Annotated in this window: 19 protein-coding genes; 16 read left to right on the top strand and 3 right to left on the bottom strand. The window is 45.2% G+C overall.

Annotated features, from left to right (window positions below; translation table 11 throughout):
• Positions 1–103 precede the first annotated feature (103 nt).
• Positions 104–1,072: a LacI family DNA-binding transcriptional regulator gene (locus QF041_RS06795; RefSeq protein ID WP_307413094.1), complete on the top strand. Its 969-nt coding sequence runs from the start codon at positions 104–106 to the stop codon at positions 1,070–1,072.
• Positions 1,073–1,268: 196 nt separating this feature from the next.
• On the top strand, positions 1,269–1,571 hold the full coding sequence (locus QF041_RS06790) for a DUF3817 domain-containing protein (RefSeq protein ID WP_306068467.1): 303 nt from the start codon (positions 1,269–1,271) through the stop codon (positions 1,569–1,571).
• A 79-nt stretch (positions 1,572–1,650) separates the two neighbouring features.
• Here the strand turns inward: QF041_RS06790 and QF041_RS06785 are convergent, their stop codons facing one another.
• Positions 1,651–1,788: a hypothetical protein gene (locus QF041_RS06785; protein ID WP_167350856.1), complete on the bottom strand. Its 138-nt coding sequence runs from the start codon at positions 1,786–1,788 to the stop codon at positions 1,651–1,653.
• 118 nt (positions 1,789–1,906) lie between these two features.
• On the opposite strand from QF041_RS06785, the gene QF041_RS06780 reads away from it, so the two are divergent.
• From QF041_RS06780 to QF041_RS06755, 6 genes are all read left to right on the top strand, one after another.
• A complete protein-coding gene (locus QF041_RS06780) occupies positions 1,907–2,251 on the top strand; it encodes a thioredoxin family protein (RefSeq protein WP_307413093.1) in 345 nt (114 codons plus the stop codon).
• Between the two features lie 180 nt (positions 2,252–2,431).
• On the top strand, positions 2,432–3,454 hold the full coding sequence (locus QF041_RS06775; RefSeq protein ID WP_307413091.1) for a LacI family DNA-binding transcriptional regulator: 1,023 nt from the start codon (positions 2,432–2,434) through the stop codon (positions 3,452–3,454).
• A 118-nt stretch (positions 3,455–3,572) separates the two neighbouring features.
• Complete coding sequence (locus QF041_RS06770; protein WP_206099103.1) at positions 3,573–4,562, top strand: ABC transporter permease; 990 nt, start codon at positions 3,573–3,575, stop codon at positions 4,560–4,562.
• A gap of 15 nt (positions 4,563–4,577) precedes the next feature.
• A complete protein-coding gene (locus QF041_RS06765) occupies positions 4,578–5,465 on the top strand; it encodes a carbohydrate ABC transporter permease (RefSeq protein ID WP_017688674.1) in 888 nt (295 codons plus the stop codon).
• Between the two features lie 37 nt (positions 5,466–5,502).
• A complete protein-coding gene (locus QF041_RS06760; RefSeq protein ID WP_307413089.1) occupies positions 5,503–7,146 on the top strand; it encodes a type 2 periplasmic-binding domain-containing protein in 1,644 nt (547 codons plus the stop codon).
• A 22-nt stretch (positions 7,147–7,168) separates the two neighbouring features.
• A complete protein-coding gene (locus tag QF041_RS06755; protein ID WP_307413088.1) occupies positions 7,169–8,518 on the top strand; it encodes a glycoside hydrolase family 30 protein in 1,350 nt (449 codons plus the stop codon).
• 110 nt (positions 8,519–8,628) lie between these two features.
• On the opposite strand, the gene QF041_RS06750 is transcribed toward QF041_RS06755, so the two are convergent.
• Positions 8,629–9,036, bottom strand: coding sequence for a hypothetical protein (locus QF041_RS06750; protein WP_307413085.1), 408 nt, complete (start codon positions 9,034–9,036; stop codon positions 8,629–8,631).
• Positions 9,037–9,323: 287 nt separating this feature from the next.
• Between QF041_RS06750 and QF041_RS06745 the strand changes: the two genes are divergently transcribed.
• Both QF041_RS06745 and QF041_RS06740 read left to right on the top strand, forming a co-directional pair.
• On the top strand, positions 9,324–10,319 hold the full coding sequence (locus tag QF041_RS06745; protein WP_307413084.1) for a CgeB family protein: 996 nt from the start codon (positions 9,324–9,326) through the stop codon (positions 10,317–10,319).
• A 61-nt stretch (positions 10,320–10,380) separates the two neighbouring features.
• The gene (locus QF041_RS06740; RefSeq protein WP_307413083.1) at positions 10,381–11,466 is read left to right on the top strand and encodes a glycosyltransferase WbsX family protein; all 1,086 of its coding nucleotides are present in this window, start codon (positions 10,381–10,383) and stop codon (positions 11,464–11,466) included.
• 26 nt (positions 11,467–11,492) lie between these two features.
• Here the strand turns inward: QF041_RS06740 and QF041_RS06735 are convergent, their stop codons facing one another.
• The gene (locus QF041_RS06735) at positions 11,493–12,338 is read right to left on the bottom strand and encodes an AraC family transcriptional regulator (RefSeq protein ID WP_307413081.1); all 846 of its coding nucleotides are present in this window, start codon (positions 12,336–12,338) and stop codon (positions 11,493–11,495) included.
• Positions 12,339–12,460: 122 nt separating this feature from the next.
• Between QF041_RS06735 and QF041_RS06730 the strand changes: the two genes are divergently transcribed.
• The 6 genes from QF041_RS06730 (at position 12,461) to QF041_RS06705 (ending at position 25,891) form a co-directional block, all read left to right on the top strand.
• Complete coding sequence (locus QF041_RS06730; RefSeq protein WP_307413079.1) at positions 12,461–13,921, top strand: alpha-L-fucosidase; 1,461 nt, start codon at positions 12,461–12,463, stop codon at positions 13,919–13,921.
• A 204-nt stretch (positions 13,922–14,125) separates the two neighbouring features.
• On the top strand, positions 14,126–15,544 hold the full coding sequence (locus QF041_RS06725; protein WP_307413077.1) for an exosporium glycoprotein BclB-related protein: 1,419 nt from the start codon (positions 14,126–14,128) through the stop codon (positions 15,542–15,544).
• 688 nt (positions 15,545–16,232) lie between these two features.
• Positions 16,233–21,479 (top strand): S8 family peptidase, encoded by a 5,247-nt coding sequence (locus tag QF041_RS06720; protein ID WP_307413075.1) that lies wholly within the window; start codon positions 16,233–16,235, stop codon positions 21,477–21,479.
• Between the two features lie 256 nt (positions 21,480–21,735).
• Complete coding sequence (locus QF041_RS06715) at positions 21,736–22,908, top strand: GntR family transcriptional regulator (RefSeq protein WP_307416911.1); 1,173 nt, start codon at positions 21,736–21,738, stop codon at positions 22,906–22,908.
• Positions 22,909–23,131: 223 nt separating this feature from the next.
• A complete protein-coding gene (locus QF041_RS06710; RefSeq protein ID WP_307413073.1) occupies positions 23,132–24,433 on the top strand; it encodes a glycoside hydrolase family 125 protein in 1,302 nt (433 codons plus the stop codon).
• A gap of 78 nt (positions 24,434–24,511) precedes the next feature.
• Positions 24,512–25,891, top strand: a complete 1,380-nt coding sequence (locus QF041_RS06705; protein ID WP_307413071.1) for an extracellular solute-binding protein — start codon at positions 24,512–24,514, stop codon at positions 25,889–25,891.
• Positions 25,892–25,902: the final 11 nt, after the last annotated feature.

Raw genomic sequence — 25,902 nt, 5'->3', positions numbered from 1 at the left:
AAAAGCTTAAACGTTGTAACGGGTTACACGTCAAGTTTTACTTTTGACCCAGATCTGAGGCATACTATTATTCTATAGTTTTTTAGCAAGAAGGGAGTCTCCGATGTCCAAGTTTGATGAAATTATGAAGCGGTCCGGTTACTCAAAAGCGACAGTGTCACGCGTGATTAATCATTCTCCGCATGTTAGTGATGAAGCAAGACAGATCATAACGGATATTATGAAACAGTTGAATTATATTCCCAACCGGAATGCGATATCGTTATCTACAGGGCAAACAAAGCAGATTGGAATTGTGACCTCTACCACAGGTGAGATCATTCTTACATTCATGAATCAATTCATTGATACAGCCATGGATTTTGGATTTCAGACGATTATCTATACATCCCGTGGAGATCCGGAGATTGAATTGCAGGCGTTCGAAGATCTGCGCAGTAAACGAGTCGATGGGCTAGTTATTATTGCTTGTGTCAATGATCCTCGGAAATTAAAGGCTTATATGGAGTATGGGCCCATTGTCTCCTGGCAGCGAATGGGGAATGACGAGATTCCGTCTGTTGCTATGGATCAGGCAGAAGGGTATAAGTTAGCTCTGGAGCATCTGGTATCAAGAGGATACACTCGAATTGCGAATGCATTCGGAAGGGCTGAAAGTTTGAATACTCAGAGCCGACGTGAAGCCTATGAATCTTTCATGAAGAGCAGAGGATTGCATGTGTGGACCGAAGCATATCAATATTCCGTATTTAGCTCCTCCGATGGCGAAGAAGCGATGCGAAGAATGGCTGAGGGGCCAGAACTTCCACAGGCCGTATTATGTTCGAATGATTATGCAGCCATCGGCATTCTTAGTGAAGCACGCAGACGGAATATTCAGGTACCGGAACAACTCGCCATTGTGGGGTTTGATGATATCGAGCTTTCCCGTGTCCTCGGGATCACGACCATACACAATCCGATTGCGGAGCAAGCCACCCAGGCTTTCCATCAATTGTGGGCTGTATTGGGTAAAACAGAGTTGAAGACAGAGCAACTAACATACCAGCTGATTGAGCGTGAGACGACTTGAATCCGTAGGACCTGATGTGGGAATCTGGTTTTATGGATTCAATAATTATTCAAATTTGAAGCATCTTCGAATCGGAGTCATACGTTATACTGAAGATGAGCTTCTGAACGACATATCTGTACGGAGATGTGGCGTGAGGTTTTTGTATCATGTTACAAGTTACATATTTCACAAACGATTAGCAGGAAAGGTGAGAATGGACTTTATGAAAACAGTGACAGGCCGATTCAGAATTGCGGGCATATGGGAGGGCGTATCCTTACTTCTGTTGATTTTTATTGCTATGCCTCTGAAATATTTTGCAGATATCTCTTCCGCTGTAGCCGTAATGGGCATGATTCATGGTATTTTGTTTCCTCTATACCTTATTGCACTAGTGCATTTGGCTCTGGTCAAAAAGTGGAAGATAACACGCTGGTTAATGGGTGGACTCGCCGGTCTATTGCCGTTTGGAACTTTTGTATTCGAATCTTATCTTCGGAAGAGAGATTGGAAATAAAAAGCAATAAGAATAAATGAAAGCAGGCGACTAATTCAGATGTTATCCGAATTGTCGCCTGTTACTTTCTGTACAAGTACTACTTTACTGTACCTTGCTGACGATCGGACAATAAGCTGACTCCAATATCGCCAGAGGCATTCGACACAGGTGCATATGCTGAGAAGGAAGTAACAACTACCAGAGCAGTGAACAGAAATAAGAATGATTTTTTCATACCATAACCTCTTTCATATGGGGATATATTCCATTTGATTCTAACGCACATAGGCTATACTTGAAAAGAAAAAGTTTAAATGAGCAAGCTATTGAATGACTGAAAGGGTTGAGCTTCTATGAAAGATATTCATGAGTTAACATCCATAGAAATGGTTGAAGAAGTTATTCAACAACATGAATTGGTTTTTTTGTATGTATCTCGTCCAGAGTGCAGTGTATGTCACGCTTTACTCCCCAAGATTAGGGCGTTGCTTGAACCTTATCCATCAATATACCTCAGTCACATTAATGCTAACGACGTGGAAGAGGTTGCATCCAAGTTTCTTATTTTTACCGTTCCAACAATGATCATGCTTGTGGAGCAGAAGGAATATATTCGAGCGGATCGCTTCGTACGCTTGGAACGTTTGAAAGAGCAGCTGCAACAGATCCACTCCATGTATATCCAGGATGAGGAATAGAAAGCTAAAGTTTCATGAACGGCGGCTCATACATGAGCCGTTTTTTTGCGCCCGCAGTGGCATATAGCTAGGAATAAAGTACATGATGCCTGAACTCGCAAATTAAAGTGTTGCCATGAAAACGGTTTTATGATAATTTAAACATTATAAAAACGTTTTTATAGTAAAGGAACAAAACTTATGGCAAAGATAACGATTAAAGATGTAGCAAGGGAAGCGGGCGTATCCATATCTACTGTCTCCAACGCCTTGAATGGTGTGGATGTCTTGAACCCGGAGACAAAATCACATGTTCTTAAGGTGGCAGAGCGTTTAAATTATGTGCCCAATCTGAATGGCAAGCTGTTGAAGTCCGGTCAAACCAAAATGCTTGGTTTTTTCACTACAAGTGTATCGGGTCCGTATTTCTATAAGCTGGTTGAGTCGATGTCTCGCGAATGTGATCGTCTTGGGTATGGTTTGAATGTATTTGTGACCAAGGATAAACACGTTATTATGAGTAATATTCTGGGTCGGCGGGTGGATGGTGTCATTATCTACGAAGAGCTTCGGATTGATGAGCAAGATATTATCGCCATGGAGAAAGATAAGATCAAGGCTGTTTTTCTGGATCGGGTCTATCAGAGTGATACGATGGGAAGTGTCATTTTTGACTCGTATGTGGCGGCTTATGAAGCTACCAAGTATTTAATTGGGCTGGGGCACAAGAAAATTGCTTATATTTCGGGTGTGGACACGATGTTTGACAGTGTACAGCGTAGAGATGGCTATCAGGCTGCTTTGCGGGAGTACCAGCTTCCAATCGATGAAGATTACATTATACAAGGGTATTTTGAGGAGGAGAGCACGTATAGTGCGATAAAATCTTTTCTTCATTTGCACCCCGGCAAGCGGCCTGATGCATTTCTTGCAGGGAATGACTTGAGTGCAATTGGCTGTATGCATGCGTTGAAGTCTGAGGGCTTTGAAGTGCCTCAAGATGTTAGTGTCGTGGGTTTTGACGATATTGATATCGCACAGTATTTTTCTCCACCGCTTACAACGGTAAGAAATCAAATTGCAAGACAGGGTATCCTGGCAATCAATCAACTGGTGGGTATGATTAAGGAGAAAGAACAAGGGGCTGCGCAAAAATTGGCGGGTGAGCTGGTGGTTAGAGGTTCAAGCCATGTGAAGATCGACCGGAAAGACTACCGTACATAAGTTGACTCAGCTTCTTCTCCGGTCTTTTTTTACATAAATAAAAACAAAGGGGTTTTTTATGTCGAAAAATAAAAACGTTTTTATAAACATGTATGCATGATGGAGGGGAGTAAAAAACGTGGATAAATTAGCCGTAGAGACTTCAACCGGTAAAAATGCGATCAGTCCCAATGGGAAGAAACCCATCGGACAACGGATTAAAGAATTCATAGTCGATTATCGGAGACAATGGGAGATTCAATCGATGATTATCCCTGGCATTATCTTTATGATTATTTTCTGTTATATTCCGATTTACGGTTTGACGATTGCCTTCAAAAATTACACGGTTATTGATACGCTCGCTACCGCTCCTTGGGTAGGGCTGGATAATTTCAGAATCATTTTGTCAGACAAATACTTCTGGGATGCGGTCGTGAATACGCTGGGGATCAGTTTTTTGAAATTAGGTATCGGGTTTGTCATTCCCATCATTCTCGCAATCATGATCTACGAGTTAAACAGCGGACGCTTCAAGAAGTTTGTGCAAACGGTTTCATATTTGCCTCACTTTTTGTCCTGGATCGTACTTGGGGGAATGCTGATCACCTGGTTTTCGACAACGGGTTTATTTAATCAGTTGTTGCTTAGCCTGGGAGTGATCTCGCAACCGCAGAACATCTTGCTGGATGCAGGAAAGTATTGGTGGATTGCTACGTTATCGGATATTTGGAAAGAAGCAGGTTGGGGAACGATTCTGTATCTGGCGATCATGGCAAAGATTGATCCAACATACTATGAAGCTGCCAAAATTGATGGTGCAAGCCGTCTCAGACAGATCTGGAATATCACATTGCCTAATATGAGATCCATCATCAGCCTAAATCTGATTCTAACTGTAAGCGGTTTATTAGGGTCGAATCTGGATCAGACCTTGGTTCTCATGAACTCCCAGAACCGCGACAAAGCGGAAGTCATCAATTCGTACGTCTATCGTATGGGGATGTCTCAGGGTGACTTTTCATATGCAACGGCCGTTGGCTTGGGTGTCTCAATCATCTCTGTCATTCTACTCGTCACGGCGAACAAAATCACAAGCAAATTAAACGATAATCAATCTGTGTTGTAGAAGGAGGCATCCCGCGTGAATGGAAAGGTGGCAAAAGAAGATCTCGATAGTCGGATCTTTGATACCTTAAACATGATTTTGTTAATCATCTGTACGATCGTTATTCTGGTTCCGCTCTGGAATGTCATCATCTCTTCCTTTAGCTCAGGCAAAGCGTTGGCGGAAGGTGGGTTCATCTTCTGGTCACCGGAATTCTCGCTGGAGAATTACAGAGCTGTATTCAATGATCAGGGCATCTGGCAGGCCTTCTTCATATCGGTGTCCAAAACAACGATCGGCGTTGTTACACATGTGTTCTTTTGTGCCATGGTTGGATACGGTCTGAGCAAAAAGTACATAAGAGGCCGTAAATTATACGTTGCCATGGGTGTTATTACCATGTTCTTCTCGGGCGGTATGATCCCGACATACCTGTTAATCAAATCACTTGGATTATTAAACAGCTTCTGGGTGTACATTATTCCGGCATTGTTCAGCTTCTATGATGTCGTAATTCTGATGAATTTCTTCCGAAATGTCCCGGATTCGCTGGAAGAATCGGCCAAGATTGACGGCGCAGGGGATTGGCATATTTTCCTGAAAATCTTCATTCCACTCTCCATGCCTGCCATGGCTACAATTGCGCTATTTAATGGGGTGGGGCAATGGAACGACTTCATGACAACCAAGTTATACATTACCGATCAGTCACTGTATCCACTTCAGATGATGCTGTATGAGATTATCGTTCAGTCCCAGACCCAATCCATGCAAAATGTCGGCGGTTCAGCTGTCATTGAAACAACGACCAAAGGCGTGCAGTTGGCCACCATTGTCATTACAACACTCCCTATTGTGCTGATCTATCCCATCGTTCAGAGATACTTTATCTCGGGAATGATGCTCGGAGCAGTCAAGGAATAGGAGCAACAAATACCCCATTTTGAGGAGGAACAAAAATATGTTGAAGTTGAATAAGGCATCAGGCAAAAAAGGGATTAAACTGTTGGCAACACTGCTCACAGCCGTAATTATGATTACAGGTTGCAGCGGTGGATCGGGGGGCTCCAGTGAAGGGAACTGGGTATCCATTGAAGATCGTTATACGGTTGACCCGGAAAAGCCAGCTTGGCAGTTGGATAAAAAGGAAGAGGCTACCGACCTGACATGGTACGTCAATGCTGACTGGTGGAACACTGATTTTGGCAAGGACATTGTTACCAAGAAAATCAAAGAGGATCTGAACATCAATATTAAATTCATCACGGGTGATGATACCAAGTTAAACACCTTTTTCGCAGGTGGAGATATGCCTGACTTGCTGACGGTATTTGACTCGAATTCTCCTGTGGTACAAAAAGCTGCAACCTGGGCGATGCCGCTGAACGATCTGGCGGAAAAATATGATCCTTACTTTAATAAAGTTGCGGCTGCCGATACATTGAACTGGTTCCAATTGGCGGATGGTAAAACCTATGGATACCCGAACTATTCCAATACGCAAGAGGATTATGATAGCGGTAACATTCCTGCCAAAACGGCATTTATCATTCGTAAAGATGTGTACGAAGCTTTGGGTAGTCCGGTCATTGGAACGCCAGAAGAATTCCAGAGTGTGATGAAACGAATTAAGCAAGAGTTCCCTGCGCTGATTCCGTTTGGATTCAACTCTATTGGTGAAGGAACAGGTTCACTCGGGGATACGTTACAAGATTTCATCGGTGTTCCGTTGGAGACCGAATCAGGAGAATTCTATGATCGCAATCTGGATGAAGATTATCTCACGTGGTTGAAGACATTGAACACCGTGTACAGAGACGGCAATATCAGTGATGACAGTTTTGCGGATGATGGTACGGCTTTTGAAGAGAAAGTGAAATCGGGTAAATATGCAACGATGCTGCTCGACGGTACACCTCAACAAGGAGGAAACCTGCAAATCTACATGAGTGCCAATCCAGGCAAAGAATATGTTGCTATCGATGGACCGCAGAGCATCAAAGGCAATGCACCAACATTGAATCAATCCGGAATAACCGGGTGGATGATCAATTTCATTTCCAAGGACTGTAAAGATCCGGCCAAGGCCATTCAGATATTCACATATTTGCTGAGTGAAGAAGGACAGACGCTTATGAATTACGGGATCGAGGGGGAAACCTACCAAACCAAAGCCGACGGTAGTGTAGAATTGCTGCCAGCAGTGAAAGACATGCAACTGAATAACGCAGATCAATTCAAAAAGGATTATCGGATGGGTGAATTTATGTTCTTCGGTCATGACCGTCACAAAGCACTCAGTGCAGATGCTTTTCCGGAAGCGATTAAACAGATGCAGGAGTGGGGCAAAGGCAAGCTGAAACCACACTTTATTCTGGAGAATATTAGCCCGGATCAAGGCACACCTGAAGCTCGTGCGTTGTCAGCAATCAATACGAAGTGGAATACAACACTGGTCAGTATGGTACGTTCCAAGGATGATGCCTCGTATGACAATGCACTGGCTTCTTACAAGTCATTTTTAGGTGAGAATCGTTGGGAAGAGATTGTGAAGGTACGCAGTGAAAAGATGAAATTGAACAAAGAGAAACTAGGCATTCAATAATAGAAATACAAAGGAGAATCCTATGACGACATTCAAAATGTACAAATCTACGGGTGAAGAAGATTTATTCGTATCTCTATCCCAAGAGCAATTGAAACCACTGGATGCTGATAAGGAGATAACGACCATCCATCTGGATGATCAGCTAACGTATCAGGAGATGGATGGATTTGGTGCTTCTTTTACCGATTCATCGGCCTATTTGATCAACCAAATCTTGAATGATGAACAACGGGATGAGGTCATGACCCGACTATTCCATCCGGAGAAAGGGATCGGGCTGTCAGTCATCCGTAATCCAATGGGGGCTTCGGACTATGCGAGAACGGTATACAGTTATAACGATATGCCCGAACAACAGACAGACGCAGAATTAACCCAATTCAGCATTGCACATGATGAAGGGGACGTTATCCCTTTAACGCAAAAGGCGTTGGCATTGAATCCTGAATTGAAGCTGTTTGCTTCACCATGGAGTGCACCGGGATGGATGAAAACGAGCGGATCGATGATTACCGGACAATTAAAGGCTGAATGGTATCCCGTTTATGCTGAATATTTCGTGAAATACATTCAAGCGTATGGCAAGCATGGATTACCGATCCATGCCATCACACCACAGAATGAGGCGCTTTATGAACCAGGGCACTATCCGGGTATGTTGATGCCAGCCGAGGCCCAAGCAGATTTTATCAAAAACCATCTCAAACCAGCCTTTGTGCAAACCGATATTCAAACCAAGATTCTCTGTTACGATCACAACTGGGATCAACCGGACTATCCTCTGACTGTACTTGAACAAGCGGGAGAGGAAGTGGATGGCGTAGCCTGGCATTGGTACGGGGGCGATGCTTCTGCTCAAACGAAGGTTTATGAAGCTTTTGCAGGGAAAGAAGTGCATTTCACTGAAGGTTCGGGTGGAGAGTGGATCCCGCCATTTGAGCAAGCCTTCTCGAATGTGATGCGAACGGGAATTCAGATTCTTCGCAATTACAGCAAGTCCTTTGTACTTTGGAATATGGCACTTGATGAGAACAACGGGCCAACCGTTCCGGGATTTGGCCGCAGTACGTGTCGTGGGATCGTACAGGTGAATCAGCAAACAAAGGAACTTACGTATACACTTGATTATTATGCCCTGGCACATTTCAGTGCTGTGATCCGCCCGAAGGCTGTTCGGATCGAATCAACATCCAGTGATGATGGAATTTGTTCTGTGGCTTTTAAAAATGCCGATGGTTCCGTAGCTTTAGTCCTCTTCAATGATGGGGAGGAGACGGGCAACATACAGGTTAAGCTGCGCGACGATGTATTGATGAGGTTCCAGCTGGAAAGCAAGAGTGTCTTGTCCGTATTAATCACAGATTTATAAATGGATGAGTTATAACCAGGCTTCATCAGAAATAAAACCAAAAGAAGCGATATCCGGAGTGTACACGGATATCGCTTCTTTTGGTAAAATTCATCTGATTCAGGGTTATATTATACGGGTTGAATGGCGAGATGGGGTGTCCCACTACTTTCATCAACGAACAGTATATATTGATTGCCAGCAGTCCCTGTTAAGACCAAACCGGGTTGACCTGCAACACCAGGATTGTAATATCTGAGTTGTTGCAAAACGGGTAGGGAGAGTGGAAGAGTAGGTTGATTGAGTGCCATTAATTGTGTAGCGGCCTTTACGCTATCTCCAGCTTCAATTACTCCGCCTACACCCAAATGGTTGACAATCGAGGAGCTGGCGTTGATTTGAAGGCTGCCTGTTATGGTCTGACTGCCATTGACGTTTAGATCGACACCAACGGTTTGATTACCATTAACGTGCAGATTTTGATTTATCGTCTGATTGCCGGTGACAAGGATGTTATCAAATGTTGGCAAAGATATCATCTCCTATATAGTATTCATATATTCTATGAGGACAAGATCTGGAATGATCCGGGTGGCCACACATTATATACCTGGGATAAAGCCCCTTTTGCAAAAAAAGAGTTAGCGAAACACTATTTCGTGCATATTGTAGGCAGAGAATGTTTTCGCATGGAACAGGAGGGTTTGTTATCCGAAAGAAGTCAAGAACGCAGGTTAAGTCCACGAAAAAGAAACGTTCAGTTCATGATGCGAACCGGTTATTCCTGAGACAGATGAATGTGGTTCTGAACAGGAAACTCAAATCCATGCGTAAACATATGGAAGTACAGCAATCGGAACTGAATCAGCAATGGCTGAAAATGATGCAGGTGGGAAGCATACCTGCCGCCCAAGAAGTGCCAAAAGTGATCTATAAGGAGTTAAATGTGCTTCTTATTACTCCTTGTAATGACCGAGAAATATCATCACATTGTGTCCTGATTGAACAGAGTCTGAAACATCTCGTGAGAAATGTGAATGAGATTAAATATATCGAATCCGTGTCAGCCTGTTTGTCTTCCTATGATGTTGACCTGATTATGGTCATCGGAAGCGAAGAAAACTTGCCGGATGAGAATATTACAGCATTAAGGACATCCACCGTGAAGAAGGCCATCTGGTTGTCTGCCGATCAACATGTGAATCAAAGCGAAACTATTCTACCGATTTTTGATCACGTGTTTACACAACATTCAACCCAAATAAGCGATGATCAGCATCATATGGGAAGCACTTGTAGTCATGAACTGTTAATGCCACCTGATCCACATTTATTCTGTCCGCAAGCTGTTCCCCCAGAGTACGAATCGGATGTTTATATCATCGGGGATGCAGAACCGGATGGCATCGTCACCACTATTGCAACATCGGGTCTTTTGGATAACAAAAAGGTTCGGGTAGATGGAAAGGGTTGGGCACAAATCGGGGATTTCAATCCTGTTCATACGAATGAAGCTCGTCAGATGTTATATAACGGAAGCAAACTGGTTATTCATAGTGGTGAATCAATCAAAAACGTGATGGAAATTGCCGCATGTGGGACGTTTCAGCTCATAGGACCATCTGTGAATCAGAGCAACGGGATTGACCTTAGTAACTTTCAACAATACAACTCTTGTGAAGAACTCACTCAGAAGTTTGAATATTACTGGCAGAGTGTTGATGCAAGGAGACTGGCCGCTAGCCATGCTCTGGCATACATGAAATATAATCAATCCCATCTACAAAAAACATTGCGACTGCTGGATATCATTTTCATATAAATCATCCTAAAAATCACAGGAGCGTAGGCTGCATCATGTTGCTGCATTGGAGGAGTTCTGATTGAAGGTAATTGCTCTGCATCTGCCTCAATTTCACCGGATTGAGGAGAACGACCGATGGTGGGGGGACGGTTTTACCGAATGGACGAATGTAAAAAAAGCCGCGCCTTTATATTCGGGTCATCATCAGCCTAAGCAGCCATTTCAGGGGAAATATTATGATCTTTCCGATCCAGATGTACGAAAGTGGCAAGCGGAAACGGCTAAACAGCATGGTATTTATGGATTTTGTTATTATCATTATTGGTTCAAAGGCAAGCGTTTGCTGGAAAAACCGGTGAATGAAATTTTGGATAGTGGGGAGCCTGATTTTCCCTTTTGTTTGTCTTGGGCCAATGAGACATGGACAAGAAAATGGGATGGGCAAGAATCCGATATTCTCATGGCCCAGAACTATGGGGATCGAGAGGATTGGGAAGAACATTTTAATTATCTGGTAAAAGTATTTAAGGACAAACGATATATTCGAGTGGAAGGTAAGCCGTTGTTTCTGATCTATCGACCAGCCAGTATTCCGCAATGTGAGGAAATGATTCAGTTTTGGCGTGAATTGGCTTTGAAGCATGGCCTGAAAGGGATTCATTTTGTGCAGACCATTGGTGGATTCCCTACATTTAATCGTCAGGTCTTTGATGCGAGTATGGAATTTGAACCGCATTATACGTTTGCACATGGACATATGAATGGAATCTGGATTGAAATGAACATCAAGGGACAGCAGCATATTGCTGTGAATTACGACAAGGTATGGTCCTCCATTCTCGAACGAACACCACACCGTAACGGAGAAATTGTCTATCCAGGTGCTTTTGTCAATTGGGATAATACACCGCGGAGAGGCGTTGACGGACAGAGTACGCTCGGGGCCACCCCAGAGAAGTTTGGGCTGTATCTATCCAGACAGATGGAACGAGCGAGGACGCTGTACAAAAGTGAATATCTTTTTGTTAATGCCTGGAACGAGTGGGCGGAAGGGGCTTATCTTGAGCCGGATCAAAACTATGGTTATGCTTATTTGAGAGAACTCAAGAAAGTAACTCAGCATGAATCAAACAGAAACAAGTCAATAGGAGGGAGTTCCGAATGAAGGAACTCTCTCTGCTTTGTGCTTATTTATAGACCATGTTTCGTTGTAAGTCCCGTTTGTTGTTTGCGGTACTCCGTTGGAGTTAACCCTGTATGCTTTTTGAACTGTCTGGAGAAATAATACAAATCACTGAAACCGAGATGCTCGGCGATGGCAGTGATTGTGTTTGGGGTGCAGGCCAGCAACTCCTTGGCCTTATCGATTTTTTTGCCAGTAATATAGAGGATCGGAGGAACTCCGATCTGCTGCTTGAAGAATCGAATGAAATAATTTGGATGCATGTAGGCGATCTGGGCCAAATCCTGAACCGAGATATTCTCTTCGATGTTGGAATCAATATAAGCCAGAATGGTGGACAGTTTCTCCATGACAGGAACGTTAATAAAAGAGATCTGATCCAGATCCAGATTCATTAGATAGTGGGACAGTAACTCGGTCAGTTTGCTCTTGGCCATCATATGGGCATAGACTTCATCGGATTTTGCATATGTAAGGATACTGCTGAAGATTGCTTGAATCAACTCAGGTTGATCTATCGTACAGATGTGTGGGAATTTCAGAATTTGGAACAAATTGATTCCCCCAACCTTTGCGCTAAAGTGACACCAATATTTGAGAAAAGGACTTTCATTAATGGCAGAGTATGACTGTTGGATCCCCTCTGGCATTAAAATAAGTTGATTAGGCGCAGGATAATACTCCTCATCCCCAATTTTGAGCCAACCTTCACCTTCGCATATGAAATAAAACTTGCTGTAATCGGGCGTGTAATCCAGATCCCGCCAATCCGTATCGCACCGATTGTAATTGACCATGAATAATTCGACTTGGAGATTGGACAGGTAGTTCGTAAGCAAAGTTTGATGATTCATACTTTTCATCTCCATACAAGGTTATTATTGTCCATCTAAAAGTTAGTGTTCTGCATGTCTATCTTTCGGCCGTAGCACTACAATACAACTACAGACAATAACAGAAGGGATGAGAACATCTCATGGACAAAAACGAATATTTGCAACATATTGAAGCAACGATTGAGAGCGGTAAATTCAAGGACAACTGGAGTTCGCTTAGCGCCTTCCAAGTTCCTGAATGGTACCCAAAAGCGAAATTCGGCATATTCATTCACTGGGGGCTATATTCTGTACCGGCCTATGATAGCGAATGGTATTCGCGAAATATGTACATACAAGGCACCAAAGCTTATGAACATCACCTTGAGGTATATGGACCTCATAAGGACTTTGGATATAAAGACTTCATTCCGATGTTTCGTGCAGAGAAGTTCGATGCAGACGAATGGGCAACGTTATTCAAACAGGCTGGAGCGAGATATGTTATGCCTGTGGCTGAGCACCATGATGGTTTTCAGATGTACAAAAGCTCTATCTCTCACTATAACACATATGAAATGGGCCCCAAACGGGATCTTCTGGGTGAGATGAAGGTTGCATACGAGAAGCAGGGGCTGACCTTATGTGTGTCGTCTCACCGCGCCGAGCACTGGTTCTTCATGTCTCACGGGAAGGAGTTTGATTCAGATATTAAGGAACCCCTGGAGCGTGGGGATTTCTATTGGCCTGCCATGCCTGAACCTAAGGATCACTTCGACTTGTATGACTCACCTCCAACCGAGGAGTATCTGGAGGACTGGTTGATTCGCTGCTGTGAACTGGTCGATCAATATCAGCCAAAGGTCTTTTATTTCGATTGGTGGATTCAAACGGTTGCGTTCAAACCCTATCTTAAAAAATTTGCTGCCTATTATTATAACAAAGGCGAAGAGTGGGGCGTGCCTGTAGCTATCAATTATAAACATGAGGCCTACATGTTTGGTAGTGCCGTTCCGGATGTGGAGCGGGGACAGTTCGCTGAGCTTAAGCCCTATTTTTGGCAAACGGATACAGCTGTCGCTAAAAACTCATGGTGTTATACGGAAAATAATAACTATAAAACGGCTGAGGAGATCATTCGGGATCTCGTCGATATTGTAAGCAAAAACGGAAATTTACTGCTGAACATTGGACCCAAAGCAGACGGCAGTATACCGGAAGAAGATCGTGACATTTTGCTGAGCATTGGCAAGTGGCTGGAAGTGAATGGGGAAGCGATCTATGACACGTCATTCTGGCGTACGTTTGGCGAGGGTCCGACAGAGGTGAAGGAAGGGCAATTCACGGATGGGGATACGAAGATATTTACGAGTGAAGATATACGGTTTACGTTAAAAGAAAGCAGTCTGTATGCCACGGTTCTTGCCTATCCAGATAACGGGGTGGTGCAGATTAAATCCCTGAAGGAAAATTCTCACCATTTTCAAGGGGTCATTCAAGATATTCAGGTACTTGGCTATGAAGAACAACCGCAATGGGAGAGAACAGCGGACGCACTGATGATCACAACGACAACTGTGAAAAGTAATGCGCCTATTGTTTTCAAAATTAAATTGGACTAATCAACAAAGATAAATTAAATACTGTAAATATAAAAAGGGCGCATCCAGGAGTATTGTACTCATCGGATAGCGCTCTTTTGGTTGGGCTACTACTCATATAATAATCACGAAATTCTTTCTTGCTAATATACTGATATCATCAAACCAGTGATGTTCGCCTGTAATGGAATGATTGAGACTCACTAAGGAGGATCTGCAAAAAAGATGAAACCAAAGAAACGCATCAGATATGGTTGGAGCGGATTTAAGAAAAAAAAAGCTGAGGACTGTGACCATCCCCAAGAGCAGCACAAAGAACACCACCACGAGCACCATCATAACCACCACAATCATCACCACAATACCCACCATCATAAGTGTTTTGACAAAGAAGCCGAATTGCTTCTCAAATTAATTGGTGAGTTGAAGGGAGCAATTGTACAGGTTTTTGCCAATCCCACGCCTCACAATGTTTCACTTCTGATTGAGGTACTGCGTAAATTACTGGCTTTGGTTCATCATTCGGATTTGAAAAAGGGAACCAAGGCAGATCTCGAAGCGGTCTTGGAGCTTACCATTGTATCTGCAGAGGCCGTTCCATTTTCTCCGATCAGTGTGGGAACCAATTTGCAGCAATTGCTGGATGTGCTCCTATCTGTCATTTTACAGGGGAATATCGATTCGGCTCAGAAAGATCAACTGGTCATTTTGATCCGGGCGACCGAATTGGCTATCACAACAGGGCTTAGAAACATAGGGAGTCAAGGTCCGGCAGGACCTGCAGGACCAGCGGGTCCTCAGGGCGTACCTGGTCCACAAGGCCCGGCTGGCGCTGCTGGTTCTCAGGGTGGTGTAGGTCCAGCTGGTACACCGGGAGCTGCTGGTGCCCAGGGACCAGCAGGTGCAACAGGTGTTACCGGAGCAACGGGTGCGGCAGGCCCAGCAGGTGGCGCAACAGGAGCGACAGGTGCAACGGGGAGCACTGGAGCTGTTGGGGCAGCTGGCGTTACAGGAGCAACAGGTGATCCTGGCGTAGCAGGAGCCACCGGAGTCACCGGGGCTACCGGGGCAGCTGGGATTGCGGGAGTAACTGGCAGCACTGGTGTTACAGGAGCTACGGGTTCGGGCGCCATCATACCGTTTGCTTCTGGCGGACCTGCCATATTAACAACGGTTCTTGGTGGACTGGTCGGAACGACAAGCCTTATCGGTTTCGGCAGCTCGGCAACAGGAGTCAGCATTCTGGGTGGCACCATTGATTTAACGGGAACGATTGTCGGACCACTCATTAACTTTGCGTTCTCTGTTCCACGAGATGGCGTTATAACTTCCATTGCTGCCTATTTCAGTACCACAGCAGCCTTGGCCTTAGTTGGTTCAACGGTGACCATCACTGCGCAATTATTCAGTTCACCTACTCCGAATAATGCATTTACTGCGGTTCCGGGGGCGGTCGTTACACTGGCACCTCCACTCACCGGTATTATTGCATTGGGTAGTATCTCCAATGGCATAACAACCGGATTGGCTATACCTGTGACTGCACAGACACGTCTTCTGCTTGTATTCTCCGCAACGGCAACTGGACTTAGTCTTGTGAATACCGTTGTTGGCTATGCAAGTGGCGGCGTGAACATTACATGATGAGATATAAATTTTGAGATGAACGACATGAGAGTTCTCATGTCGTTCTTTTTCTTGATTTGAAATTTTGAGTATCAGGTCTTGGTTATATAGAACTACTACAAACTATTATTCATCAAAAACATGCAGGAATACGAAAAATAAGCTGAAATGTGTAAGCGACATGAGACACATAAAAGCATTAAATAGACTTATTTTCTATATTTTTCAATAAAGTGCTTGTATATATCGAATAATGATTTTATACTATACCAATAAAATCCAATTAAATTCCTAATCGTCTATTATATGTAATTAAAATGTTTAACTACTCACTCGAATCACGATCGAAAGTCATATCCACCACCACTCCTTAGCAAGCGTTCTGCTAACGCTCCAGATTACCCTTCCACATGAATGCTTACAGACATTCACTCTCATTGCATTATTCAAACACCCAAACTATTCACTCACATGGTTTAATCCGATTCATTCAATCTCCTAAACTTCCAAGTAAAAAACATAGACTGATCTGTTATCTCTTCTGACTCATATTGATCCCTAACCAGACCTGTAAAGGAGGTGAGGCTTTATGTGAAATCCAGGATATCTGTTTGTCCGCAATAAAGGTATTTTAACGTTTTATTCTGCAGAGAAGGGCATATGTACCAGACTAAATTAAAAAACCGGGTAAAAGGAGTGGAAAAGTTTGATAAAGATTAATCGGTTACGCAAGCCCATCTCCATGGGGCTCTCGCTTCTCCTTGCATTTTCGATCATTCATCCGGTTTCAGCTGAAAACTCCACATCATCCAAATTGGATATGAAATCTGGACTTGCCAAAGTTACGGAGTCCAAAGTTAACGCCAAGTTGACCCAAGAATTTGAGGGTAGTGAATATGTTACCTATCTGGTGAAAATGAAGGAACAGGTGGATACAGCAGCAGTCTCCAAACAGGCCCTTGAAAAGGCGACCATCGCCAAACAAACGGCTTCAGCCACAAAGCTGTCCGTTCGTAATTCGGTCGTCAGCTCTCTGCGAGAAACGGCCTCGCGTACACAATATCCATTGGAAACTTATCTGGAAAAGGAAGTTGACCTGGGTAAGGTCAAAGAATATAAAAGCTATTTTATTGTCAATTCATTGGCAGTAACGAGTACCAAAGAAGTCATGGAACAGATTGCGCTGCTGCCTGAGGTGGAGAAGATTCTACCAAATGAGACACGATACTTACAGAAAGCCGAAGTGAGTAAAGAACCGGCGAATGCGGAATCAGGCAAAGATGCTGTCCAAACGCCAGCTAAAGACTCTTCAGTCGGAGTCAAAGACAAGGAGCCTGCTGCCAAGGACAAGCTTGCGACAGAAAACGTGGAATGGAACCTGGATTACATCAATGCACCAGCCGTGTGGGATCGGGGCATCGATGGAACAGGGATTGTTGTTGCCAATCTGGACAGTGGTGTAGATTATACCCACCCGGCGCTTCGCAGCAAATGGCGGGGACTGGATGCTTCGGGCAATATCGTTGATCCCGAACTAAGCTGGTATGATCCACACAGTAATGCTTCACTTCCTGCGGACGAAGACGGACATGGTACTCACACGATGGGTACGATGGTTGGCTCCGAAGCAGATGGTACCAACCAGATCGGGGTTGCTCCCGGTGCGAAGTGGATTGGTGTACGGATATTCAATCCGGAAACAACAGATGCCATTATTCTCGATGGTGGACAATGGTTGATCGCTCCGGTGGATGCGGAAGGTAATCTGCATCCTGAACTTGCACCGGATGTCGTTAACAACTCGTGGGGCGGAGGCGCAGGATTGGATGAATGGTTCCGTCCTATGGTCCAAGCTTGGCGTGACGCGCAGATCTTTCCCGAGTTCTCCGCAGGTAATGTAAGACTGACGAATCCGGGTGGTCCCGGCTCTGTTGCGAACCCTGCGAATTACCCTGAAAGTTTTGCCACGGGAGCCACAGATATAAATGGTAACCTGGCTTCCTTCTCGCTGCTGGGTCCATCTCCATATGGGGAGATCAAACCGGAAGTATCTGCCCCTGGTGTGAATATCCGTTCAGCAGTTCCGGGCGGTGTATATGAGGGAGGCTGGAACGGAACGTCCATGGCAGGTCCGCATACAACTGCGCTTGCTGCACTGCTGCTTCAGGCCAATCATTCCCTTACGGTGGATCAGCTGGAGCAGATCATTACAGATACAGCCACGCCGAGAACAGATAGTCAGTATCCGACATCTCCTAATAACGGCTACGGTCATGGCATTATTAATGCCCTTGATGCTGTGGGTTCTGTACTCGAAGGAATTGGCACGGTATCCGGCAGAGTGGTTACAGCCGGAGATGATCTGGAAGAGCCAGTACTGGCACATACCCCTGTCAATTCAGCCTTTACAGGCATTGATATACCATTAACCGCTCATGTGACAGATAACGTCGCGGTAGTCTCCGTCGAGGCTTTTGCCAAAACGACAGGCACCGACCAGTACGTCTATCTGCCGATGAATCGAATTGCTGGAGATAACAAAGATGGGACGTATACAGCGACAATCCCTGCTTTTCTTATTGAACCGCAAGGTGTGGAGTATTATATCCGCGTGAATGATTACGGCAACAACGGATTCGAAAGTCAGGTATATAAAGTGTCTGTGTCCAATGGTGTTCAGCCTGGATATCTTCAGAATTTTGAAGAAGATCAGCTGGGCTTCACGACTGGCGGAACCGGAAGTACTTGGGTTTGGGGAGCACCAAGCAGTGGTCCTGGAAGTGCATACTCTGGTGACAAGGTAATTGCAACCAATCTGCAAGGAACTTATGTGGCGAATAGCAATGCTTATCTGCTTGCGCCGCCAATTGATCTCACCGAGAGTCCCGAAGGGGCATTGTTATCCTTCAAGCACTGGTATGACTTGGAGAATAACATCGACTTCGGCAAGGTATACATCGCTTCCGAGGATAGCGATTATGTGTTCGAAGAGCTGTTAACCTTCACGGGTACAGGTGGCAATTGGAAGACACAATATGTGGATCTTCGCGAATACGCGGGACAGCAGGTGTTCATCAAGTTCAATCTGACGAGCGATAATTCATTGCAAAAGGCTGGCTGGTACATTGATGATTTCGCTGTAGAAGAACTGGATGAGATTGCTCCGGGCGCTCCTGCCGGATTGTCTGCGACGGCCGATATTCTTGGTAATGTAGCCTTGAGCTGGACGGGTCCGAGCGATGAGGATCTCGAATCCTATATCGTATATCGCTCCACAACCGCAGGTGCAGGTTATGAATCCATTGGAACTGCAACAGGAACAACGTTTACAGATACGGCTACGGTGACAGATTCGACGTATTACTATACCGTTGCCGCACTTGATTATAGTGGCAATGAAAGTGACAAATCGAACGAGGTCTCCATTACAGTAGAGGTGCCTCAGGATATCTACATTGATCATTTCGATGGCAGTGATGATAATGGCTGGACTCATTCAGGAACCAAAGATGAGTGGGAACGCGGCATTCCGGTAACGGGACCTGCCAGCGCGTTTTCTCCACCGAATGTCTGGGCGACTGATCTCGACAATACGTACGAGAGTGGCTCCAACTATTCACTCGTATCTCCGGTCATTGATTTGACGGATGTGTCCGAAGGAACGCTCACGTTTAATCATTGGTACGAGATTGAGAGTGGATACGACTACGGGTATGTGGAAGTCACCAAGGATGGTGGAACCACATGGTCAGAACTGGGCAAATTCTCACATAGTACAAACGGTAAACAATGGACACCCGTATTTTATGATCTGGATGCACTTACCGGTAATGAAGTTCAATTCCGGTTCCGCCTGACCTCAGATAACAGTGTTGTGAAGACAGGCTGGTTCATTGATGATTTCCGTGTACTGGGAGTTGCTGCGGAGACGGTAACGGAGGATAGTGCGGTTGTGCTTAACAATGACAAACCAAAACCGTCCTATGATAATCCATGGTACAAAATTTCGCGGACTGACAAAGCGGAATTTAACAAAACGAAACAGCAACAACCGGAAGTTGAAAAACCAGAAACAGGTTCGGTTAATCCACAAAGCCTGCCTGCAAGTGCAACGGTTACCGTACTGGAAACCGGACGTTCGGTGAAGACAGATTCAGCTACAGGCAAGTATAGCTTCACACACGTAGCAGGTGATTACACGTTAAAAGCTGAGGCATATGGATATTATCCTCGAACTCAGCAGGTAACGATCACCGATGGCGGTGGAGCCAAAGCCAACTTTAATCTGGAGGCAATTCCGCATGGGCAGATTGAAGGTGTAGTAACGGATGAGCGGACAGGACAACCACTGGCTGATGCTTCCGTTCTCGTGGTCGAAGATGCCAATGTAGGTGAAGTTCGCACAGGTTCAGATGGCAGCTTCGTGATTCAGGTATTAGAAGGAAGCTACACTCTATCCATCCGGGCGGCTGATTATTACAGTAAAACCGTCACTGTGACTGTACCTGGTAATGGTACGGCAGAGGCGAATGTTGCCTTGAAGCCGTTCATCGGTTTCCCTGGAGAAATTGCTTATGATGATGGAACAGCAGAGAACGCACGAGCTTTTAATGCTGCGGATAATGCTTGGGCAGTTCGAATGACACCAGAGCTGGAGACCGCTCAACTGACAGGTGCATCGTTCCGATTCTGGAACACCGAATGGCCTGTACCTGGAGGCACAGCGTTCCAATATGCCGTATATGATGCTTCGGGTGCGGGCGGAGCTCCGGGACGACAACTGGCTGGACCATTTGACGGTACTGCACTTCGTAACGATCAATGGACAACTGTTGAATTCCCGGAACCGGTCATTGTAACGGGTGATTTCTATATCGTGTATGTACAGAGTTTAGCTGGAACTAGCGCTCCGGGACTCGCTACCGATGAGGATGGTCCAAATGCAGGTCGAAGCTGGCAGCGAGTAGGTGGAGCGTGGAGCACTTCACCTGATGAAGAAGGTAACTACATGATTCGTGCAGTTGTGAGATATCCGGTCAATGCACCTGTGCTCACAGCACCTGCGAACACGTATACGAATCAATCAACCTTCACTGTGTCGGGAACGTCTCCGGCATCCGGCGCTCAGATCAAGTTTTACAACGGCAAAGATCTCGCTGGCACTACAACGGTGGCAAATGGGAAGTTCTCATACGGTGTGAAACTCCGTTCTGGCATTAATGCGATTACTGCCGAGGCAGTGGTGGACGGGAAAACGACCGACCGCTCACTCCCCGTCGTCATTATTCTGGATCAGACCAAACCGCAGTTGACCATTGTTACGCCAACTCAAGGAGATCGCATCAATGCGGAAGTTGTTCACGTAACGGGTAATGTCGTGGAACAATTCCTCGATAAGTTGACTGTTAACGGACAAACCGTACAAGTGGGCAAAGACAGAAGTTTCAGTCATCGCGTATTGGTTAACGAAGGCGAGAACACGATTACCATTACAGCAACCGATCTCGCTGGCAACAAAACAACGGTAACCCGCACCGTCTATGTGGAAACGGCGTTGCCAGAACTTACGAATATTACTCCGGCTGAGGATGTTCGAATCACATCAGGGGAGAGTGTTACCGTTTCATTTGACAGTAAACCTGGTCTGCAAGCATCTTTCCGTATTCAGTTACCGCTGAATCTGAATGCCCAGGGGGCAGGAGAGGTTCCATTGGTGGAGACTGAACCTGGTCGTTACACAGGTACGTACACAACACCTTCATCCCTTGTTCTTGAGGGTGGAGTCATTGTGATTCGTGCTCAGGATGCAGCAGGCAACAAAGTAGAGTCGGAAGCAGCTGGACGATTGTTCGTCAGCGCAGCACAAGAACAATCCGTTCCAGAACCAGATTCGAGCCCTGAAGAGAATGGAACGGAAGTGAGTCCACCGTCCGCTGAGGGTCTGCAACCTTAATTATTCGAAGTATGATATGGATGATTACTACATTTTGACCATCTAAGCAAGAAGCCGATAAGCCAAGGTATCAGGGCTTGTCGGCTTTTTGTTGTATCTCGATTCACATCTGACGCCTAAGATTACTGATGCATCTATTGGGATGCTTTTTCTTTTGCTCTCATATGACAGCAGGTGAGTTGCCTCTTTCTTCACATTAATGATATAACATGATATATTAGGATGTAGAACATGAGAAGTATGGGTATTTATGGAGGTGCTTGTATTGGGGAAAGATTCGGCATCCAAGCCGATGTATGAACAGATCTTTGAATCCTTGCGCGAACGGATACAGCTTCATCAATATCAAGTGGGTGAGCGTGTTCCTTCGGAGAAGGAATTATGTGATGAATTCGGAGTGAGCCGGATTACAACTAAAAAAGCACTTGAGATGCTGGCGAGTGAACAATTAATTGTTCGTCAGCCGGGACGGGGTTCCTTTGTAGCCGACACAGCAGATATGTTACAGGAAAGACCTAACAGACCTGCTCCGCGTGCTTCGGTTAAAGATCCAGAGAAGAAGCTGCTCATTGGTCTGGTCATTACTAATTTCAGTGATATGTATGGTACAGAACTGTTATATGGTATGGAAGAAGCTTCGCGAGAGCATGATTGTTTTCTCGTACTTAGACGTTCCTTCGGGATTCCCGAGCAGGAGGAACAGAGCATTCAGGAACTGCTGGAACTGGGTGTGGATGGATTGATTATTTTCCCGGCACAGGGTGAATATTTCAGCGATGAGATTCTTAAACTGGTCGTTAACAAATTCCCATTTGTCCTGATTGACCGGTACTTGAAAGGAATTCCGGCTTCATCTGTCAGTACGGATAATGTAGGCGCGGCGCGAGAAGGGATGAATTATTTGTTCGATCTAGGTCACCGACATATCGCTTTTCTGACGCAGCCTCCGGCGAACACTACACCGATTGAAGAACGAATTGAAGGAATCATTGAGTCTCATCACGATCAAGGGGTGCTGGTGAACAGGGAACTGTGGTTAGAATCTTTTCTTTCGACACTGCCAAGTGTGTTCGATCCTCAAGTCGAGGTACGTGATGTGGAGACATTGGTGGAACATTTACAGAAATACCCCCAGATTACTGCACTCTTTGCTGCGGAGTATCATATTGCTTTACTTGCAGAACAGGCAGCGGATCGGCTTGGTCTGAGGATCCCGGAAGATATGTCCATCATTTGCTTTGACAGTCCAAACGCTGCCGAAGGAAGCCGTGTAACACATATGAGACAAAGCCAGTTTGATATGGGAAAACAGGCGTTCGAGATGGTGCTTCAAAGTATGCAGAACAACGAAATGACAGTGAACAGAGTTGTTTTACCTGCCCGATTGGTGAAGGGTAAGTCAACGAGTATGGTGAAACAAAAGGGTTAATTATAACAACTTAATATTCATTGTGTTCAATCAGGGGCTTCGTATAAACGAGGCCTCTTTTTGGTGCGGATAAAATGGGGAGAATTGCTTTAAATGGTATATTATTTGGTGTCTTTAAATTAAAATAACATGCTAATATACAAATAAATATATTGACATAACATTATATTCGTTTTAGGATGATGAAAGCGGTTAATAAACTGGATTACATAAGGAGGACAACATGCTGAAACCCAGAGATAATCAAGAAATTTCCCCCTCGATATACGACATGATTGATCAGGTTAAGCAACGTATGCCGGACCATCCGGAACTCAACCAAATGTTCAAAAATTGTTTTACCAATACGATGGCGACTACAATTCAGCGCAAAGAAGATGGAACAACTTTTGTGATTACGGGAGATATTCCTGCCATGTGGTTACGTGATTCTGCCGCTCAGGTCAGACCTTATCTGCTTCTCGCTTCAGAGGATGAAGATATTGCCGACATGATCGCTGGACTGGTTGAACGTCAACTGAAATATATTCTCCTGGACCCTTATGCAAACGCTTTTAATGAGACGGAGAGTGGAAAAGGACATCAGGAAGACCTGACGCAGATGAATGATTGGATCTGGGAACGGAAGTATGAGATCGACTCACTGGCTTATCCGATTCAGCTCAGTTATCTCTTGTGGAAGAACACGGGAAGAACAACTCAATTCAATGATACGTTCCGTAAAGCATCCCAGATCATCATGCAGTTATGGCAAGTGGAGCAACATCATGAGACGAAATCACCCTACACGTTCCAACGTCTGGATGCTCCCGAAACCGATACGCTCACCCGAGAGGGACGAGGTACTGAAACAGTCTATACAGGCATGACCTGGTCGGGATTCCGTCCCAGCGACGATCGTTGTGAATATGGTTATCTGATTCCATCCAATATGTTCGCTGTTGTGGCGCTTCGATATCTTCAGGAAATTGCTGAAGCGGTGTTCGAGGATGAAACGCTGGCAGCGACTGCTAAGCAGTTGGAGCAAGAGATCAACAAAGGTATTCAGGATTATGGCACCGTTGAACATCCGGAATATGGAACCATATATGCGTACGAAACGGATGGGAAAGGAAATCACAATCTGATGGATGATGCCAATGTGCCGAGCCTGCTGTCTTTACCTTATCTCGGATATGTAGAGGAGAACGACGAGGTGTATCAGAATACACGCCGTTTCATTCTTTCCTCGCACAACCCGTATTTTTATGAGGGAACAGCAGCAGCAGGAATCGGGAGTCCGCATACACCGGAAGGGTACATCTGGCATATCGCTTTATCGATGCAGGGGCTGACTACAGAGGATCGCAATGAAAAACTACGATTGCTTCAGCTCATCCATAAGACGGATGCGGATACCGGACTGACCCATGAAGGCTTTTCGGCCAACAATCCACATGAATATACACGTCCATGGTTTTCATGGTCCAACATGCTCTTTAGTGAACTGATTATGGATTATTGCGGATTCCGCGTACAGAAATAGATAGGGAAGCAAGAGATAACCTGCGAGTACATCATAACGTTCGGAGTTCGTTGAATTCCGACAAGAGGAGAGCGAATCATGAGAAAAATATCATTGAAAATGCCGGTAGCAGCAGTTATGACATCCTTGCTCATTCTTACTACAGCCTGTTCGGGCGGAAGCTCAAGCACAGGCATAACCAGTGACGGCAAGAAGGAAGTAACTGTATCGTTCCGTTCTTCAGGCTCTGAAGATACACTTACGAAGTTTTTCCAATCAGGTTTGGTGGATCAATTCGAGAAAGAAAATCCGGATATCAAAATCAACATTGCGCCTGTACTGGCAAGTGAGGGTGATTATACGTCCAAAATGGTTCTGCAAATGAAATCCCCGGATACGGCGCCAGATGTCATTGCTGAAGATACATCCATCATCAAATCCGATGCTGCTGCGGGATATCTGGAGCCGCTGGATACACAGGTTCAGGGATGGTCCGATTGGGAAGAACACATCATCGACAACCTGAAGGCGGGGGTTACAGGTGAAGACGGAAAGGTATACGGCGTTCCGGCTACTTCGGATACACGCGGAATCTGGTACAACAAGGAACTGTTTCAACAGGCGGGACTTGAAGTTCCGTTCAAACCTGCAAGCTGGGCAGAAGTACTCGAAGCAGCACGTACCATCAAGCAAAAACTGCCGGGTGTGACGCCACTTAATATGATCGTGGGCAAAGCGAACGGTGAAGGTGTTACCATGCAAACGCTAGAAATGCTGCTGTATGGTACGGCGGATACGCTGTATAACGACACCAGCAAGAAATGGGTCGTTAACAGCCCGGGGCTGCTGGATTCCTTCAAATTCATAGATCAAGTGTTTAACACGGATAAAACAGGTCCAACCATGCAGGTTGCCCTGAATGGACAAGCTGGCAGTATTGCATTCCAGCAACAGTTCCCGCAAGACAAACTGGCGATGGCTGTAGATGGTAGCTGGGCAGGTTCGACATGGGCCGAGAACGGTGCTGCTCCAATCGCCAACGTTGAAGAAAAAATAGGCTTTGCACCATTCCCGACACAAAATGGGGAAGAACCTGGAGCAACTACAATGTCTGGAGGATGGGCCTGGTCTGTTCCTGCACAGGCGAAGAACAAGGAAGCAGCTTGGAAATTTATCGAGTTTCTGATGAATAAGGAAAATGCGACTGCACGCGTAGTAGCGGAAGGCAGCCTCAGCCCACGTAATGATTCCACAGAAGTTGAAGGTTATACGGAGCGTCCATATACCAAAGAAGCACAGGAACTCTTGAATGTGGCGCACTTCCGTCCAGCGAACGATCAATATGCAGCGGTATCCGCACAATTGCAAAGCATTGTTGAGAGTATTGCCTCTGGCAAGCTGACGCCGGAAGAGGGAGTTACGCAATTAAAGGACAACGTATCCCGTTCCCTTGGCGCTGACAGCATCGAAGAGAAATAAGGATATCGATA

It is taken from the genome of Paenibacillus sp. W2I17 (genome assembly GCF_030815985.1).
Classification (GTDB): Bacteria; Bacillota; Bacilli; order Paenibacillales; family Paenibacillaceae; genus Paenibacillus.
This window is presented reverse-complemented; position numbering and strand designations above follow the sequence as displayed.

Coding starts and splice junctions, on each gene's coding strand:
- QF041_RS06775 (WP_307413091.1), top strand. CDS start 2,432: ATGGCAAAGATAACGATTAAAGATGTAGCAAGGGAAGCGGGCGTATCC.
- QF041_RS06750 (WP_307413085.1), bottom strand. CDS start 9,036: ATGATATCTTTGCCAACATTTGATAACATCCTTGTCACCGGCAATCAG.
- QF041_RS06755 (WP_307413088.1), top strand. CDS start 7,169: ATGACGACATTCAAAATGTACAAATCTACGGGTGAAGAAGATTTATTC.
- QF041_RS06705 (WP_307413071.1), top strand. CDS start 24,512: ATGAGAAAAATATCATTGAAAATGCCGGTAGCAGCAGTTATGACATCC.
- QF041_RS06785 (WP_167350856.1), bottom strand. CDS start 1,788: ATGAAAAAATCATTCTTATTTCTGTTCACTGCTCTGGTAGTTGTTACT.
- QF041_RS06730 (WP_307413079.1), top strand. CDS start 12,461: ATGGACAAAAACGAATATTTGCAACATATTGAAGCAACGATTGAGAGC.
- QF041_RS06760 (WP_307413089.1), top strand. CDS start 5,503: ATGTTGAAGTTGAATAAGGCATCAGGCAAAAAAGGGATTAAACTGTTG.
- QF041_RS06780 (WP_307413093.1), top strand. CDS start 1,907: ATGAAAGATATTCATGAGTTAACATCCATAGAAATGGTTGAAGAAGTT.
- QF041_RS06795 (WP_307413094.1), top strand. CDS start 104: ATGTCCAAGTTTGATGAAATTATGAAGCGGTCCGGTTACTCAAAAGCG.
- QF041_RS06735 (WP_307413081.1), bottom strand. CDS start 12,338: ATGAATCATCAAACTTTGCTTACGAACTACCTGTCCAATCTCCAAGTC.
- QF041_RS06725 (WP_307413077.1), top strand. CDS start 14,126: ATGAAACCAAAGAAACGCATCAGATATGGTTGGAGCGGATTTAAGAAA.
- QF041_RS06710 (WP_307413073.1), top strand. CDS start 23,132: ATGCTGAAACCCAGAGATAATCAAGAAATTTCCCCCTCGATATACGAC.
- QF041_RS06790 (WP_306068467.1), top strand. CDS start 1,269: ATGGACTTTATGAAAACAGTGACAGGCCGATTCAGAATTGCGGGCATA.
- QF041_RS06745 (WP_307413084.1), top strand. CDS start 9,324: ATGCGTAAACATATGGAAGTACAGCAATCGGAACTGAATCAGCAATGG.